Source organism: Allochromatium vinosum DSM 180 (assembly GCF_000025485.1).
In the GTDB taxonomy this organism is placed as follows: Bacteria; Pseudomonadota; Gammaproteobacteria; order Chromatiales; family Chromatiaceae; genus Thermochromatium; species Thermochromatium vinosum.
In genome coordinates this window covers 1,802,458-1,818,941 of record NC_013851.1, presented here as the reverse complement: position 1 = coordinate 1,818,941, position 16,484 = coordinate 1,802,458, and the positions used below count along the sequence as shown (strand labels likewise).

Sequence of the window (16,484 nt, the reverse complement as noted above, 5' to 3'; positions counted from 1 at the left end):
TGGGAGAGTGTGCGGCGTGTCCGTAACCATCGAGAGTCTGGTCAAGGGAACCGGGCGATTACTGGCGATCCCGCGCGTGGTCGGCGAGGTGCTGCGTCTTCTGGACGATCCAGACAGCCGCCAGTCCGAGATCGCCCGGCATCTGGAGCAGGATCCGGCGTTGGTGGCCATCCTGCTGCGGCTGGCCAACAGTCCGGCCTTCGCCCCTGCGCGCACGGTCGATTCGGTCGAACGCGCCATCATGCTGCTGGGGCGTGAGCATCTGCGCCGACTGGTGATCGCCGGCGCCGTCACCCAGGCGGCGGATCATCTGCCGAACCAGGACATGCTGCCGCTCGAGATCTTCTGGCGCCATTCATCCTATTGCGCCGTCATCGCGCGTTTGCTGGCCGAACAGATCGCGCCCCGTCTGGCCGGATCGGTCTTCATCGGCGGCCTGCTGCACGATCTGGGACAGCTCCTGCTCTTCACCCAGGAGCCGCAGGCCGAACATCAGGCGTTCCTCAATTCGCTGGGTGAGCTCGATACCCTGTCGCCGGCAGAGGCCGAGCGCGCCGTGCTCGGTTTCGACCATGCCCAGCTCGGCGGCGCACTGACCGAGCACTGGGGGCTGCCCGAGAGTCTGGTGGTCTGCATCCGCTACCATCACGATCCGCTTGCCGCGCCCGAGGAGCACGCGCTCGCCGTGTCCCTGGTGCATGTGGCCAACAGCATCGCCCATCTGGCCGAATTCGATTCCAGGGATCTGCACGACGCCCCGCCGATCGAACCCGAGATCCTGGCGCGTCTGAACTTGCGGAACGATCAGCTCATGGAACTGGTCGAGCAGGCGCAATATCAGATCCTCGCCGTCGAGGCGTTGCGCAATCCCAAGCTGGCCGAGTAGGTGCCTGCCCCGAACCTCAGAGCAACGGCCCCCAGTAGACGCCGAACAGCAGCACCGCCGAGGCTGAGACGGTGATGAGGATGTTGTCGTCGATGGGGCCGAACTCATAGCGCTCGACGACGGTGGCGACCACCGCTGAGATCAGTCCCCACACCGGGATCGCCGGTTGCGCCATGCTGCCGATGACCCAGCCCATGGGCGCGCTGACGATCAGCATGAAGACACTGCCGATCGGACTCTTGGAGCGCTTGCGGATGAAGGCATTGCGCACGATCCCGGTCACGCCGTCGCCGAAGGCCATGTAGAGCGCGGGCAGGATCGCCAGCCAGGGATCGTCCAGAATCCACCACAGCGCCGCGACCGAGGTCGACCACATGAGCGCGAACTTGACGTCGTTGCGGTTGTCGTCGGTCTGGAACCAGTAGAAGCGCATCCCGGTGGCGTGGGCCAGATTGGTCAGGAGTGTGAGCAGCAGGCCGCTGACCAGCGGAAACCAGGGATCGACGAACACCAGCGGCACGGCCAGTGAACCGACACCGCCGGCCAGCATGTGCACGATCTTGCGGTTGTAGTAGACGGCCCGGATCGGCTCCAGACCGCGCCGGACCATGGCCTGATAGGGCAGGCGCGTCAGGACCAGCACCGCCAGGACATAGAGGCTCAGGCCGGCGGCCCAGTAGAGCTGAGAATGGAATGGCGGGTCGAGGGTCATGCGTGTCGAATCCTCGTCGAGAAGAATGGGCGCGCCATCATACTCAATCGTCCTGACCGGCGCGGCGCCCATTCACGTTATACTGTACGCTCCCGATCCGGCCGCGCTGGCGCGGATGCCGGACAACCTCTTCATCGACACACCCACCATCGACTCGATCCCATGCCGAGCACAATGCCCGACTCACCCGTGATCCGCGTGGAGTCCGTCAGCTTCTCCTATGGCGAGACGCTGGTGCTCGAACGCATCGACCTGAGCATCGTTGCCGGCGAGTTCGTGGGACTGGTCGGCCCCAATGCCGGCGGCAAGAGCACGCTGCTGAAGCTGATCCTGGGTCTGCTCGAACCTCAGTCCGGGCGCATTCGCGTGCTTGGTCGTCCGCCGCGCGAGGCCGCGCGCACCATCGGCTATGTGCCCCAATTCCCCAGCTTTCCGCGCGATTTTCCGATCTGCGTCGAGGACGTCGTGGCCATGGGGCGGATCGGACTCGGGTCGCGCTGGCCGCTCGGCTGGTCGGGCCGCGCCGACCGTGCGGCGGCCCGGCAGGCGCTCGCTGAGGTCGAGGCGGCGGATCTGGCACGGCGCCCGATCGGCCAACTCTCGGGCGGACAGTTGCAACGGGTGCTGCTGGCGCGCGCGCTGGTCGGTGAACCACGCATCCTGATCCTCGACGAGCCCACGGCCAACATCGACCAGCGCGTCGAGAACGACATCTTCGATCTGCTCGCCGAACTCAACCAGCGTCTGACCATTCTGCTGGTCTCGCACGATATTGCCTTCATCTCCGAGTACGTCAGCCGCGTGGCCTGTCTCAACCGGACCCTGGCCTGTCACGGCACCAGCACAATCGACAGCGATACCATCCAACATCTCTACGGCGGCCATATCCGCCAGGTCGAGCACCAGCATGGCTGAATTCCTCACGGCACTCGGCACCTATGGGTTCCTGCAGAGCGCACTGATTGCAGGGCTTCTGGCCAGCGTCGGCTGCGGCGTGATCGGCACCTTCGTCGTCGTCAAGCGCATCGCCTTCATGGCCGGGGGCATCGCGCATTCGGTGCTCGGCGGCATGGGCGCGGCGCTCTATTTCGGGGTCGACCCCTTTGCCGGGGCGCTGATCGCGGCCATTCTCTCAGCGCTGCTGATCGGGGCGGTGCGGCTGAGCTGGAAGACCCAGGAAGACACGCTCATCGGTGCGCTCTGGGCCATCGGCATGGCGGTCGGCGTGCTCTTCATCGCCAAGACGCCGGGATATTCCTCGGATCTGATGAGTTTTCTGTTCGGCAACATTCTGCTGGTGCCGACGCGTGAACTGTGGTGGATGGCCGGGCTGGATCTGGTACTGGTGGCGACGGTCGCGCTCTTCTATCGGCAGTTCCTGGCCGTCACCTTCGACGAAGAATTCGCGCGTCTGCGCGGCGTGCCGGTGACGCTGTTCTATCTGCTGCTGCTGTGTCTGGTGGCTGTGACCGTGGTGCTGCTGATCCAGGTGGTGGGGCTGATCCTGGTCATTGCGCTGCTGACGCTGCCGGCAGCCATCGCCGGGCATTATGTCCATTCGCTGGGGGCCATGATGCTGATCGCCACCGGACTCGGGGCGCTCTTCACCACGCTGGGGCTGGCGCTGTCGTTCGGGCCGGATCTGCCGGCCGGGCCGACCATGATCCTGCTCGCGGGAGGCGTCTATATCCTGTCGGCGCTGATCAGCCGTCAGTTGCACCGTCGACGCGCCTGGCGTCAGGCGACAGCGGTCAGAGGGTAGGGCGCGCCATGCCGACGACAGGTGAGACCCTGAATCGGGTGCTCGATCGCGCCGAGTCGCTCTGCCAGCAGCGCGGCGTCAGACTCACAGCGCAGCGGCGGCGGGTGCTGTCGATCCTGTGCGCGGCGGAGCGTCCGCTCGGCGCCTATGAGATCCTGGAATCCATGCGCGAGGGCGCGCGCGCCCTGGCCCCGCCGACCGTCTATCGGGCGCTCGATTTCCTGCTCGAACAGGGGCTGGCGCACAAGATCGAGAGTCTGCATGCCTTCGTCGGCTGCACCCATCCCGAGCATCCGCATGCCAGTCAGTTCCTCATCTGCGCCGAGTGCGGGCGCGTGACCGAGCTGGAGGATGCCGCCATCACCCGGAGTCTGACGCTGGCCGCCAGCGAGACCGGGTTTCGGCCGAGCCGCCCGGTGGTCGAATTGATCGGCACCTGTGCCGACTGCGTGCTCAAGCATCCCTGATCCTCGAACATGCCGGATTGGAGCCTCTCGCTGGCCGTGCTGATCCTGGGCCTGATCGGGCTTATTCTGGGACGTGTCGTCGCGCAGAGCGGGATCGGTCCGTCGATCCGACGACACTCGCCCTGGCCGGCGTTGATCGCCATGCTGCCGGTGATGGCCGTGACCTTGCAGTCGGTTGGGCCTGACGCGAGCGATCTGGGGCTTGGTGCGATCGTTGGTGTCCATGTTCTCGGTACTCTGTTGGCGATAAGCACCAGCTCGTCGGCGCGTGTGGAGGCTGAAGGTGTTCATCATGCCCGGTCGCGTGCTTGGAGCCTGATGGGTGCAGCGGTCGGCGTCTGGGGGCTGGCGTTCGATGGCCGTCTTGGACGGGTCGATGGGAGCGTACTGGTTCTGCTGTGTCTGCTCTATCTGATCCGGATGACCTGGGCGACGCGACAATCCGCCTCCGACACGGCACACCTGACGCCTCCGGCAGGCTCCAGGCGGCGACGCTGGGGATTGGTCGCACGTGTCTGTGTGGGGCTGACCCTGCTGACCATGGGCGCGCGCGTACTGGCCATGGGCGCGCGCGATCTGGCGCTGGTTCTGGATCTCGACGACTGGATGCTGGGCCTGACGCTCGTGGCGCCGGTCGGCGTCCTGGCCGGCTGGGCGCCGATCCTGTTCGCCGGACCGCAATGGAGTGACGGCCCATCGGGACGGATCGCGCCGAGCCTCGCGTTTGACTTCAGCCTCATCAATCTGCTCGGCCTCGTCGGCCTGACGGCGCTGACGATACCGGGCGGCCTCCCGTTCACGCGCGAGACGCTGCTGCTGTCCTGGCCGCTGGTGATCCTGATGTCGATCCTGGCCGCCGCCGCGCTCAGGCGCGCCGAACCGGCTTGATCCGACCGCGACGACCCGCATGCTCAGGATTCCCGAATGACCGCCGCCGGCTTGACACCCTGGACGAGCACGTCAAACTGGCCGACCGCCGATCATGCCCATGGAGACGTTCGTGGCCGAAGCCATCCTGACCCGTATCGAGATCAGCAAGGACTATCTCAATTTCAGTGCCGGCCATTTCACGCTGTTCTCGGCCACCGAACGCGAGAACCTGCATGGTCACAACTTTCGGGTGCGTTGCGCGGTCACGGCTCAGGTGGGCGAGGGTGGTCTGACCTTCGACTATGTAATCCTCAAGCGCGCGCTCAAGGAACTCTGCGACGCCCTCGACGAGCGCATGCTGCTGCCGCTTGAATCGCCCTATCTGCGCATCGAGCGCCGGGATGGTCTGGTGCTGGCGCATTTTGCCGACGAGCGCATCCCTTTTCTGGACCGCGATGTCCTGCTCTTGCCCATCCGTAACGTCACCATCGAGGAACTGGCACCGCTGCTGCTCGGACGGCTGCGCGCGCACCCCGAGATCGCGGCCATGGCTGCGGCGATCCGGGCCATCGAACTCGGTGTCTCCTCAGGCCAGGGGCAGTGGGCCATCGCTCAATCGGAGTCTGTATCCGCATGAACCAACTCATCATCACCGGTGCCAGCTCGGGCATCGGACAGGCCATCGCCGCACGCTTCCTGGCCGCCGGCTGGAGCGTGCTCAATCTGTCGCGCCGCCCCTGCCCGGAGCCTGGGGTCGAGAACCTGGGCGTCGATCTGGAATCGCCCGCGAGTCTGGACGCACTGGCCGAGACACTGCCGGAACGGATCGCCACCGAGGGCCGGATCTGTCTGGTGCACAATGCCTCGATCATGCGTGCCGACCGCATCGACGCCCTGCCGGATGCCGATCTGCGCGCGGTGCTCGAACTCAATCTGCTGTCGCCCAATCGGCTCAATCAGCTCATCCTGCCGCGAATGGGCGCCGGATCGAGCGTGCTCTACATCGGCTCGACCCTGTCCGAGAAGGCCGTGCCGGGAGCCGCCAGCTATGTAATCGTCAAACATGCGCTCGTCGGCATGATGCGCGCGACCTGTCAGGATCTGGCCGGGCGCGGCCTCCATACCTGTCTGATCTGCCCCGGTTTCACCGATACCCCGCAAGTGCGCGCCCTCATCGACGGCCATCCTGAGACGCTGACCGCCATTACCGCGATGAACGCCTTCGGCCGCCTGATCACGCCCGAGGAGATCGCCTCGGCGGTTGCGTTCGCGGCCGAGTCGCCCATGCTCAACGGATCGGTCATCCATGCCAATCTCGGGCAGCGTGAGCGCTGATGGATGCGCGCATCGTCTGTATCAGCGGCGGCACATCGGGGATCGGCGCTGGACTGGTCGCGGCCTTTCTCGATGCCGGTGATCGGGTCTACACCTTCGGACGCTCGCCGGAGAAGATCGCTGCCGTGCACGCGCGCTGGCCGGAGGCGGTCGCGGCGGGCCGTCTGGTGGCCCTGGCCGGCGATGTCACGGACGCCGGTTTTCTCCAACAGTTGACGGAGCGGCTGGAGCAGGACGGCGGTCGGCTGGACGTGCTGGTCAACAATGCCGGCGTCATCCGCAGTAGCGGTACTCTGGAAGAGAGCCTGGAGCACTGGCGCGAGACGTTGGAGATCAATCTGGTCGCGCCTTTCGCCTTGACGCAGCTCTGCGCGCCATTGATGGACCCGTCAGCCGCGCCCGTAGTGATCAATCTGTCCTCGGCCTGCGCCCAGCATCCCTTCGCCACCTGCACCTCGACCAGCTATTCGGTGGCCAAGGCCGGACTCGACATGCTCACGCGCCGGCTGGCGCTGGCGCTGGGTCCGCGCGGGATTCGGGTCAATGGGGTCGCCCCCGGCGTGGTCGCGTCCGAGATGTGGAGCGGGGCGGACGATCTGATGCAGGCGACCGTGGAGCGCCGTCACGTCCTGGGTCGGCAGGTGGTCACGCCCGCCGACGTCGCCGAGTCCGTGCTCTTCCTCGCCTCGCCGCGCGCCCGGCTCGTGACCGGCGCCACGCTCAACGTCGATGCCGGTTATACGCTCGGCTGACGCGCGGCCCGTTATCCTGGCTGACCAGTCGATAATCGCTGTCCCGAACATCCTGGATCAGCCGATCGATGTTCTCGGGTGCGGCCCCGACCAGACTCAAGGCCGTGGCTCCGAGCCGCAGACTGGCCTCGATCGCTTCCGGATAGGCGCGGGTCGCCCCGGCGGCGATCAGACGTGCGCTCTGTTCCAGATCGCGCGCGCGGGCGATGATCGGGAGAGGCGGATAGTGCGCGCGCAAGAAAGAAACGGTGCGCCAGGCGGTGTCGGCCTGATCGATGGTCACGACCACCAGGGCCGCGCGCTCGCCATGCGCGGCGGCAAAGAGTCCGGCATCGGCGACATCGCCATAGAACACCGCATAGCCGTCCGCGCGCCCACGTGCCACCCGCGTCAGATCGGCGTCGAAAGCCACGAAGGGCACGGCGCTGGCGTGCAGCAGCGTCGCAACCGTGTGGCCAACGCGCCCATAACCGCAGATGATGACATGGTCACGCAGGTCGGCGACGTTGAGCGGCTGGAGTCGTGACTCGGCCTCGTCCGCCCGCGCGCCCGAGCGCGTGAGCCGGCGGGCAATCGCGCCATTGTGACGGATGATGAAGGGCGCGATCACCATCGACAGCAGCACCGACATCAGCGCGACCTGTTCGGCCTGACCGGCGATGGCGCCCGATTCCAGCGCGATCGCCAAGAGCGCGAAACCGAACTCACCGCCGACCGCCAGCAGCAGGCCGGTGCGCCAGGCCGTCAGCGCGTCGGTTCCGCTCAGCCGGACGATGGGCGCCACCACCAGCGCCTTGAGCGTCAGCAGCCCCAGCGCCCCGCCGAACGCGAGGGGCCAGACCGCCGGCAAGGCCGACAGATCGAAGAGCATCCCGATCCCGATGAAGAAGAGCCCGAGCAGCACGTCGCGGAAGGGGCGGATCGCCGCCTCGATCTGATGCCGGAATTCGGTCTCGCCGAGCATCATCCCAACCAGGAAGCCGCCGAAGGCCATCGACAGCCCCAGACTGCCGGTGATCCAGGCCGCCGCCAGCGAGACGAACAGCACCGTGAGCGTGAACAGCTCGGTGGAGCGACGCGCCACGATCAGATGAAAGAGCGGACGCAGCAGCCAGCGTCCGGCGGCATAGACCAGGGCCAGGGCCAGCGCTGCCTTGACCATCGCCCAGCCGAGCGAGTGCGCGATGGCCTCGGCACCCACCGCCAGACCCAGCACAGGGATGATGACGACGAAGGGGACGGCGGTGACGTCCTGGAACACAGACATCGCCAGCCCCAGGCGTCCATGACGACTCTGTTCCTCACGCTGCTCCTCCAGGAGCTTGCTGAGGATGGTGGTCGAGGACTGCGCGAACACCGCACCGACGACGAAGGCCGCGACCGGCGCGAGACCCAGGAGCCAGGCCAGTACGCCGACCAGGGCCGTGGTCAGGACAACCTGCGCGGTGCCGAGCCACAGCACGGTGTGCCGCAATGCCTGCAACTGCGGTCGTGAAAAGCTCAACCCGATCGTGAACAGCAGGAAGACGATTCCATACTCGGCCAGCAGACGCAGTTGATGCCCCTCGATCACGGGGCCGGGCGTATAGGGACCGAGCAGCACACCGACCAGCAGATAACCGAGCACTGGCGGAGCCAGCAGGCGCTGGAAGACCCAGACCAGGGCAATTGCCGCGCCGAGCAGCAGGAGCAGATGCATCAGGAGCTGATCGAACATGAATCAAGTGCTTCCAGGGTGGCGTATCGAGTGGCGCGCCTCCAGACACGCTTCGATCTATTTTTTATCTCAATCCAAAGAATTGAATAAATGGACTGTCCTGTCTGACCTGAATCCGCTATATGGCGCCTCTATCATCATTGTCTCGTTATCGTTCAATCCCCGAGGTAAGAAGGAGATGCTGGATCCTGAAGTTGGCTACGGCGATGAGCTCCTGGAGCGCGTCCCGTCCATCCTGTCACAAGAGCCGCGCGCTCAGGCGGCCAGCCTGGACGTGCGCCGCCGCATCGAGCACATGCGCGAGATCAAGCGCCTGCGCGAACTGCTCGACGACCCTGACTTCAACGAGCTGAGCTGACAGCGCGCTCGGGCGGCGGTGTCCCGTTTCACGCCGCCCGCACTCGCATCACGCGTCCAGACTGACAGGCGTCTCGAAACTCGGTGGCTTGACGGCCAGGACCGCCCGATCGCAGCGATCGAGGAGGGTCTCGGCGGTGTTACCGATCAGTAGTCCCGGAATGCCGCCACGCCCGACCGTGCCCATGACGATGAGATCCACGTCCAGCTCGGCGGCCAACGCCGGGATTTCCTCGATCGCCGAGCCGCGCGGCAGGTATGATTTGAGCTTCAGATACGCGAAGCCCTCCGGCCCGATCCGTTCGCCGAGTCCCTTGATCAAGCCATCCACGCCCAGCACATGCTGATTACGGGTCTGCTCGACATAGCGCAATTCATCGGTCGTGGTATCCGTCGCCCAGACACCCGCCCCCCAGCGATGCAGTAGCCCCGTGGCCGGCGCTTCCCAGGCATGCGCGACATGCAGCTCGGCGAACTCGGCCAACGCCAGCGCGCTGGCCAGATCCAGGATGCGGCGGTTCAAACCCTCGGTCTCGGCATCCGCGGCACCGGGCGCGAAATCGACCGTCGCCAGGATTCGGCGATAGGGTTGACGTTCCTCGGGCTTCAGCAGCCACACCGGACAGGGGCATTTGCGCAGCAGATGCATGTCGTGGCTGCCGAACAGACGCGCCCGCAGACCGCCGTTCTGGGTTTCGGCCGCCTTGATGACCAGATCATGACCACCGCGCAGCACGGTGCGGATGATTTCGATGTGCGGCCGACCGAAGGCGACCAGACACTCGGCCTCGATCGGCGGATCGAGGGCGACCAACGCCTGCTGCATCGTCGCCAGACATCGGTCGCGGATCGCGGTGTCGACCTGCGCCTGATTCAGCTCAGCGGTCGCCACCGGGCGGTCGACAACCATCAACAGGGTCAGATCTGCCTGTACGCTCACCGCGAAGGCGCCGGCGCGCGCCAAGGCCCCGTCCGACTCGGTTCCGGGTTGCAGCACGAAGAGTATCCTGTCGAAGTCTTGCATGAAGTCCCTCTGCTACTGATCGTTGGACTGTAGCCGAACATCCAGCGGCGCCTTGGTATAGAGATGCACGTCCCGCTGCGGGAAGGCGATCCCGATACCTTCGGCGTTGAAGGTGTCATAGATCCGCTGGTGCAGCTCGGTGATGACGCCGATACGGCCATCGAGCGAGTCCATATAGGCTCGCAGTACCAGTGTCAGTGCATTGTCCCCGAATGCCTCGAAGCTGATCAGCGGTGCCGGATCCTTGAGCACGCGCTCGTGCTCGTCAGCGATCCGGGTCAGGAGTTCGAGCGCCCGCTTGGTGTCACTGCCATACTCGACTCCGACCGGAATAGTGAGGCGGTTCTGCTGATCGGTCAGCGTCCAGTTGAGCAGTCGTCCGGTGATGAACTCCTTGTTCGGCACCAGCAGTTCCTGCTTGTCCCAGTTGCGGATGGTCGTGGCGCGGATACGGATGTTGGTCACGACGCCCGTGGTGTCGCCGATGGTTACGATATCGCCGACCCGCACCGGGCGCTCGAACAGGATGATCAGACCACTGATGAAGTTGGCGACGATCTCCTGGAGACCGAAACCGATACCTACGCCGAGCGCCGCCACCAGCCATTGCACCTGCCCCCAGTCGAAACCGAGCGTACTGAAGACGAGCAGAAAGGCCACGGCCGTGATCAGATAGCTCGACAGGGTCTTGATCGTATAACGCGCCCCGGCCGAGACCGAATCACTCTGGAGCAGCAGGATCTCCAACAGCGCCGGCAGATTGCGCGCGGCGATGGTGGCCACGACCAGGATCAGCAGCACCAATCCCATGTCGGCCACCGTGACCGGGATCGTCTGCTCGGTCCCATCGATCACGCCGGTGTGGTACCAGAGCGCGAAGCGTTCGAGGAAACCGAACGCGGGCAGCACCTCGGACCAGGTGGCCCAGATGGCGAAGGCGCCGCCGATGAAGATGGACGCATTGATCAGGCGTCGCGTCTGCTCATCGAGTGCGGCCAGATCCGGTTCGGGCTCCTCGACCTGAAAGACCTCGGGCACGGCTCCGGTCTCGCTGCGCTCGCCCTCGGCGGCCTGCTGGGCCTGCGCCCGACGCGCGGCCTGACGCTCCAGTGCCGCCTGGAAGGCTAGGCGACGGCGCGTGACGATCAGCCAGCGCACGATGGTCTGATGCAGCATGATCAGGGCGAGGATGACCCAGACCTGATAGACCAGCGATTGGAACAGGATGCCGGCCGTGTAGACATAGCCGATGATGGCCAGGACCGCCAGCGCCAGCGGTGCACCCACGATCAGCGGAAACCAGAGCCGACGCATGCGATGGAACCAGCCGTCGGGGTTGTCGGCCAGAAAGCGGCTGACGGCGCCGTGACTGGGATTGAGCAGACGCGCGAAGAAGACCGCGAAGCCGAGCATGGTGGCGATCAGCAGCAAGCGTCCGAGTCCATCGGCATGGGCGGGATCATTGTATTGATGCAGCGCGATGACGATGAGCGCGATCGGCACGATATAGAACGTGAACCAGCCGAAGTCGTGCCGCAGACGCTTGAGCACTTCGGGGTTCCAGCGAAAATGCCGCGCGGCGACACCGTCGGTCATGCACAGCAGGCGGAAAGCCCGCAGATAATAGAGTCCAAAGGCAACCTGGGTCAGGGCAACACCGAAGGCGCGCGTATAAGCCGTAGCCTCGGTCGAGAGCAGGAGCTGCTGACCGATCAGCCAACTTAGGACGGCCAACGGCAGGGCGGCGACCAGCGTCAGACCGATCGATTCGAGCGTGAACTGGATGCCATCGGTGCGCACGCGGCGCACAGGTTCGGCGCGCGCCCGGATCGCGCGCCGCATGGCTGGATTCTTCCACAGCAGGACGGCCACGAATACCAGCCCGCCCCAGAACAGCGGCGAGTGGCGCAAACGTTCGATGAGCGCGCGCCCGACCTCGCTCCAGCCCTCGATCGAGATCAGCCAGCCCAGCGCCGCCGGCAGGCTCCGGACCGTCTCCAGATCGATGGCGGACGAACTGCGCACCCAGAGCAGGCGCTCGGCCAGAAAGTCGTCGTAGTGCTGGGTGGTCAACACCACCTGTTCGGCGGCATAGTTCAGTTCACCGAGCTGGCGGATGTAATCGTCCTGGCTCTTGATCAGCTGGCCGAGCAGACTGCGGCGCTGTTTGAGCGCCTCCAGAAACTCGGGGCGAACCGCTTTGCTGCCGACAGCCGGCTCCTTGAGGGCCAGATCCTGGATATAGCGATCGAGATCGCGCAGTTGGCGCTCCTCTTCGCGATAACGGATCTGGCGCAGGGTGGCGTCGGCGATCTGGCTCTCACGCTGATCGATAGCGCTGCGATATTGGCGCCGGTCGGGAAGCTGAGTGCGCTGATCGAGCAGAACCTGGCCGAGCGCCCGCGTGAGTCCGGCGACGTCCAGGCGCTGCTTGGCTCCACGATATTCGTCCTCGATGCGCTTGCGTTCGGCCTCCACGCGCGCCAGTTCATCGCGCAACCCCGAGAGGCGGTCGGCACTCTCGCCCAGCGCCTGGGTCAGCGCGGCGTTGCGCTGGATCAGGTCGCGCACCAGGGGATGCTTGTCCTCGGCCTCACGCTGAGCACGCTCGGAGGCGAGCTGCTCGGTGCGTGCCTGCTCGGCGCGCCGTTCGTTCAACGCCTCCTCGAGTGCGCGCTGCTGAACCTTGAGTTCGCGCAGCTCCAGGGCGGCCAGGTCGTGACGGGCTTTGATCAGCGCCTCATTCGCCGATTGCGTGAGCAGCTCCTGTTCGAGCATCCGGGCCTCGCCCCAGAGAACCCGACGTTGCGTCTCGGTCGCCCAGCGCTTGGCCTGGGTCAATTCGGGAGACTCGCCGACGGGTGCGCCTTGCTGGAGATCCTGATCCAGGGTGTCGAGAGACTGCTTGATGACGATCAGGCGCTCGCGTGCCGTCGCCGGACGCGCCTGATTGGCATCGATGAGCTTCTCGAGCTCGCTGACACGGATCTCGTTGGCGGCGGCATCAGCAAGTACCTGATTGAGTCGCTGGCTGAGCTGATCGGTCGTGAGTCCATCCGGAATCTTCGGCGGCTGGGCGCCGCTGGTGGCCGACTGGCGCTCCAGTGACTTCTGGAGTTCGCGGGTCTGCTTGGGTGCGGTCTTCAGCGACTCGGTCAACTCGGTCAGACGTGCGTCGAATTTCGCGATGTCATCGAGGTTGGCCAGTGTGCGGCGATAGAGTTCGGTCAGGGTCGATTTGAGCGCCTCGTCCAGGCCGCTGCTCGCTTCGAGTCCCGCGAGCTCTTCCTCGATCCGGGCCTTGGTCGGTAGCGAGGTCGTGGCGCTCGCCACGCTGGCGAGTGACGTTTTGGCCTCTGTGTCCTGAGCCGGGACACTGATCGCGGTCAGCATCAGGACGGCGAACAGAGCCGCCATGAGCGTGGCGATGCGCGCCCCTGAGCGGGAGGCGTTCGGGTGGGTGGGCGATGTCTGGGGCATGATCTTAGAGCAGGCTGTCGAGGCGGTCATGTGAGACGGAATACCGGATATCCAAGTTCCGGCCTTCAGGCCGGGGACGTTGACTGGAGCGTCTTGATGAAGACCTTCGAATTGCGCTGGAAGTTGTAGAGCGCGCGCTTTTCCATCGGCAGTGCATCGAGTCCGGCCGGCTGAAAGCCGCGTTCCTGGAACCAATGCGCCGTCTGGGTGGTGAGCACGAACAGCCGGCTGATGCCCTGGGCGCGCGCCAGGGTGGACAGGTGTTCGAGCAGGCGCTCGCCGCGATGTCCGCCCCGATAGTCCTGGTGGACGGCCAGACAGGCCAGCTCGGCCATGTCGTCGGCCGGATAGGGGTAGAGCGCCGCACAGGCGGTGACCAGCCCGTCGCGTTCGGTGATATGGAAGCACTCGATCTCGGTTTCGAGCCGCTCGCGCGAACGGCGCACCAGCACGCCGCGTTCTTCCATCGGACGCAGCAGCTCCAGGATGCCGGTCACGTCGTCGATGCGCGCCGGGCGCAGATCCTCGTAGGGTTCGGCTGAGATCAGGGTTCCGCTGCCATCGTGGGTGAAGAGTTCGCGCAGCAGCGCGCCCGGGTCGCCGCGCTCGACCAGATGCACCCGGCGGATGCCGTGGCGGCAGGCTTCGGCGCCGGCGCGCAGACAGGTCGCAAGTTCGTCGGGGAGCGTCTCGGCCGCCAACAGGGCATCGACGTCGCGCGCGAGCAGGTTCGGCGCCAGTGTCGGATGCTGACTCGACTCCATGCTCTCGGTCAGAAAGATCAGCTTGTCGGCGCCCAGGGCGACGGCGGCACTGCGCGCCACGTCCGCCGCGCTCAGGTTGAAGACCTCGCCGGTGGGCGAGTAGCCGAGCGGCGGCATCAGAGCGACCATGCCCTGGTCGAGCAGGGTGCGCAGAGTGCGATGATCGACGCGGCGCACCGAGCCGGTATGGGCGTAGTCGACGCCATCGATGACCCCGAGCGGACGCGCGGCGACGAAGTTGCCCGAGACCACCGGGATGCGCACCCCGGCCATGGGCGAGTTGGCCAGTCCCAGCGACAGCAGGGCCTCGATCTCGACCCGTACCATGCCGGCGGCCTCCTTGACACAGGCGAGCGCCCGGTCGTCAGTGACGCGCAGACCGTTGACATAGCGCAGTTGCGCCCCCTGATCGCGAAGACGCTGCTCGATCTGCGGACGCGCGCCATGCACCAGCACCAGCCGGATACCGAGTCCGTGCAGCAGGGCGATGTCGTGTACCAGCTCGGGGAAGCGCGCATCGGCCACCGCCTCGCCGCCGAAGGCGATGACGAAGGTCCGGCCGCGGTGGGCGTGAATATAGGGCGTGGCCTCGCGCACCCAGTCGACGAAGGGGTCGCGCGTGGGCTGGGTGTCGTCTGGGCGAGGGCGATGTGGCCTGGTGGTCATAGAAGGTAGAGGCAGGAATTTAAAGCCGGGCGATGAGGTCAGAGGCCGTTTAGAATAGCTGATTTTGCGAGCGGGCCGACAGCCGGATCACGACAGTCGACGAACACGCTCGCTCCCGGCCCGGAAGGGTCGAGTTTCTCGCGGAGTCACTGATGAAAAACGTCCCACGCCGTCCCGTCGTCCTGATCATCCTCGACGGCTTCGGCCTGAATCCGTCCAAGGCCAACAATGCCGTGGCGATCGCGCGCACGCCGAATCTGGACCGCTATTTCTCGACCCATCCGCACACGGCCATCCAGGCGTCTGGTCTGTCAGTCGGGCTGCCGGACGGTCAGATGGGCAATTCCGAGGTCGGGCACATGACGCTCGGCTCCGGCTGCGTGGTACGTCAGGATCTGGTACTGATCGATCAGGCGATCTCCGACCGCAGTTTCTATGAGAACCGCGCCCTGGTCGCGGCAGCGCAAGCGGCGGCGGCTCAGAACCGTCCGCTGCATCTGATGGGGCTGGTCTCGGACGGCGGCGTGCACAGTCATGTCCATCATCTCAACGCACTGATCAAGCTGTGCAAATATCAGGGCGCGCGCCCCATGGTGCACATGTTCACCGATGGACGCGACACGCCGCCGCGCTCGGCGCTGAACTATCTCAAGAGCGTCGAGAATGCGCTCGAAGTGGCCGGCGGTCAGATCGCCAGCGTCTCGGGTCGCTACTATGCCATGGACCGCGACAATCGCTGGGATCGCACCGAGCTGGCCTGGCGGGCGCTGGTCGACGGGGAAGGGCGCCGGGCAGAGAGTGCGCGCGCAGCCATCGAGGCGGCCTATGCCGGGGGCGAGGACGACGAGTTCATCCGTCCGACCCTGATCGAAGGCGGCGAGACCATCCAGAGCGGCGATCAGGTCATCCATTTCAACTTCCGTAAGGACCGTCCGCGCCAACTGGTCTCGGCGCTGTTCAAGCCGGATTTCGATCACTTCGACCGGCGCGGCGTCACTGGGGTCAACGTGACCTGCATGATGGAGTACGACCAGTGGTACGGTTTGCCGATCGCTTTCGATCACGACATGCCCAAGATCACGCTCGGTCAGGTGCTGAGCCACGACGGTCTGCCGCAGTTCCACTGCGCCGAGACCGAGAAATACGCCCATGTCACCTTCTTCTTCAACGGCGGACGTGACGAGCCGTATCCGGGCGAGGAACGGGTGCTGGTGCCCTCGCCCAAGGTCGCGACCTATGATCTCAAGCCCGAGATGAGCGCGCCCGAGGTGGCCGATGCCGTGATCGCGGCGATCGAGAAACAGGTCTATCCCTTCATCGTCGTCAACTTTGCCAATGGCGACATGGTCGGGCACACGGCGGTGCGCGAGGCAGTGATCGCGGCGGTCGAGGTGCTCGATCGCGAGGCCGGGCGGGTGCTGGACGCGGCGGTCGCGGGCGGCTATTCGGTGATCCTCACCGCCGACCACGGCAACTGCGACGAGCTGGTCGATCCGGTCACGGGCGATCCGCACACCCAGCACAGTCTCTATCCGGTGCCCTGCCTGATCGTCGACGAGGCGCCCTGGCGGCTGACCATCGGCGGCGGGATCAAGGACATCGCGCCCACGGTGCTCACGCTGATGGGTATCCCGGTCCCTGACGTGATGGACGGGCGCTCGCTGCTGCTCGGCCCGGCGGTGGTCTGACGCG

Annotated in this window: 15 protein-coding genes; 10 read left to right on the top strand and 5 right to left on the bottom strand. The window is 65.7% G+C overall.

What is annotated here, in order from left to right:
- Window positions 1-16 precede the first annotated feature (16 nt).
- Window positions 17-886 carry an HDOD domain-containing protein gene (locus ALVIN_RS07750; RefSeq protein WP_012970773.1) on the top strand — a complete coding sequence of 290 codons (870 nt, stop codon included), beginning with the start codon at window positions 17-19 and terminating at the stop codon, window positions 884-886.
- Between the two features lie 16 nt (window positions 887-902).
- Here ALVIN_RS07750 and ALVIN_RS07745 read toward each other — a convergent pair whose 3' ends face one another.
- The gene (locus tag ALVIN_RS07745; RefSeq protein ID WP_012970772.1) at window positions 903-1,598 is read right to left on the bottom strand and encodes a hypothetical protein; all 696 of its coding nucleotides are present in this window, start codon (window positions 1,596-1,598) and stop codon (window positions 903-905) included.
- A gap of 162 nt (window positions 1,599-1,760) precedes the next feature.
- Between ALVIN_RS07745 and ALVIN_RS07740 the strand changes: the two genes are divergently transcribed.
- The 7 genes from ALVIN_RS07740 to ALVIN_RS07710 all read left to right on the top strand — a co-directional run bounded on the left by ALVIN_RS07740 (window position 1,761) and on the right by ALVIN_RS07710 (window position 6,784).
- Window positions 1,761-2,513 carry a metal ABC transporter ATP-binding protein gene (locus tag ALVIN_RS07740; RefSeq protein WP_223295187.1) on the top strand — a complete coding sequence of 251 codons (753 nt, stop codon included), beginning with the start codon at window positions 1,761-1,763 and terminating at the stop codon, window positions 2,511-2,513.
- Window positions 2,506-3,360: a metal ABC transporter permease gene (locus tag ALVIN_RS07735; RefSeq protein ID WP_012970770.1), complete on the top strand. Its 855-nt coding sequence runs from the start codon at window positions 2,506-2,508 to the stop codon at window positions 3,358-3,360. The genes ALVIN_RS07740 and ALVIN_RS07735 overlap by 8 nt, the downstream gene beginning before the upstream one ends.
- 8 nt (window positions 3,361-3,368) lie before the next feature.
- Window positions 3,369-3,827 carry a Fur family transcriptional regulator gene (locus ALVIN_RS07730; RefSeq protein ID WP_012970769.1) on the top strand — a complete coding sequence of 153 codons (459 nt, stop codon included), beginning with the start codon at window positions 3,369-3,371 and terminating at the stop codon, window positions 3,825-3,827.
- Window positions 3,828-3,836: 9 nt separating this feature from the next.
- Window positions 3,837-4,715 carry a hypothetical protein gene (locus ALVIN_RS07725; RefSeq protein ID WP_012970768.1) on the top strand — a complete coding sequence of 293 codons (879 nt, stop codon included), beginning with the start codon at window positions 3,837-3,839 and terminating at the stop codon, window positions 4,713-4,715.
- Window positions 4,716-4,809: 94 nt separating this feature from the next.
- Window positions 4,810-5,334 carry a 6-pyruvoyl trahydropterin synthase family protein gene (locus ALVIN_RS07720; RefSeq protein ID WP_012970767.1) on the top strand — a complete coding sequence of 175 codons (525 nt, stop codon included), beginning with the start codon at window positions 4,810-4,812 and terminating at the stop codon, window positions 5,332-5,334.
- On the top strand, window positions 5,331-6,032 hold the full coding sequence (locus tag ALVIN_RS07715; RefSeq protein WP_012970766.1) for an SDR family NAD(P)-dependent oxidoreductase: 702 nt from the start codon (window positions 5,331-5,333) through the stop codon (window positions 6,030-6,032). The genes ALVIN_RS07720 and ALVIN_RS07715 overlap by 4 nt, the downstream gene beginning before the upstream one ends.
- Window positions 6,032-6,784 carry an SDR family NAD(P)-dependent oxidoreductase gene (locus ALVIN_RS07710; RefSeq protein WP_012970765.1) on the top strand — a complete coding sequence of 251 codons (753 nt, stop codon included), beginning with the start codon at window positions 6,032-6,034 and terminating at the stop codon, window positions 6,782-6,784. The genes ALVIN_RS07715 and ALVIN_RS07710 overlap by 1 nt, the downstream gene beginning before the upstream one ends.
- On the opposite strand, the gene ALVIN_RS07705 is transcribed toward ALVIN_RS07710, so the two are convergent.
- Window positions 6,753-8,501, bottom strand: coding sequence for a cation:proton antiporter (locus ALVIN_RS07705; RefSeq protein ID WP_012970764.1), 1,749 nt, complete (start codon window positions 8,499-8,501; stop codon window positions 6,753-6,755). The two genes, ALVIN_RS07710 and ALVIN_RS07705, sit on opposite strands and share 32 nt — an antisense overlap.
- On the opposite strand from ALVIN_RS07705, the gene ALVIN_RS17980 reads away from it, so the two are divergent.
- Complete coding sequence (locus ALVIN_RS17980; protein WP_223295186.1) at window positions 8,500-8,859, top strand: PA3496 family putative envelope integrity protein; 360 nt, start codon at window positions 8,500-8,502, stop codon at window positions 8,857-8,859. The two genes, ALVIN_RS07705 and ALVIN_RS17980, sit on opposite strands and share 2 nt — an antisense overlap.
- Before the next feature lie 48 nt (window positions 8,860-8,907).
- Here the strand turns inward: ALVIN_RS17980 and ALVIN_RS07695 are convergent, their stop codons facing one another.
- From ALVIN_RS07695 to argA, 3 genes are all read right to left on the bottom strand, one after another.
- Window positions 8,908-9,882: a universal stress protein gene (locus tag ALVIN_RS07695; protein WP_012970762.1), complete on the bottom strand. Its 975-nt coding sequence runs from the start codon at window positions 9,880-9,882 to the stop codon at window positions 8,908-8,910.
- A 12-nt stretch (window positions 9,883-9,894) separates the two neighbouring features.
- Window positions 9,895-13,362 (bottom strand): mechanosensitive ion channel domain-containing protein, encoded by a 3,468-nt coding sequence (locus ALVIN_RS07690; RefSeq protein WP_012970761.1) that lies wholly within the window; start codon window positions 13,360-13,362, stop codon window positions 9,895-9,897.
- A gap of 65 nt (window positions 13,363-13,427) precedes the next feature.
- Window positions 13,428-14,792 carry an amino-acid N-acetyltransferase gene (argA, locus tag ALVIN_RS07685; RefSeq protein WP_012970760.1) on the bottom strand — a complete coding sequence of 455 codons (1,365 nt, stop codon included), beginning with the start codon at window positions 14,790-14,792 and terminating at the stop codon, window positions 13,428-13,430.
- 152 nt (window positions 14,793-14,944) lie between these two features.
- Between argA and gpmI the strand changes: the two genes are divergently transcribed.
- A complete protein-coding gene (gene gpmI / locus ALVIN_RS07680; protein WP_012970759.1) occupies window positions 14,945-16,480 on the top strand; it encodes a 2,3-bisphosphoglycerate-independent phosphoglycerate mutase in 1,536 nt (511 codons plus the stop codon).
- Window positions 16,481-16,484 lie beyond the last annotated feature (4 nt).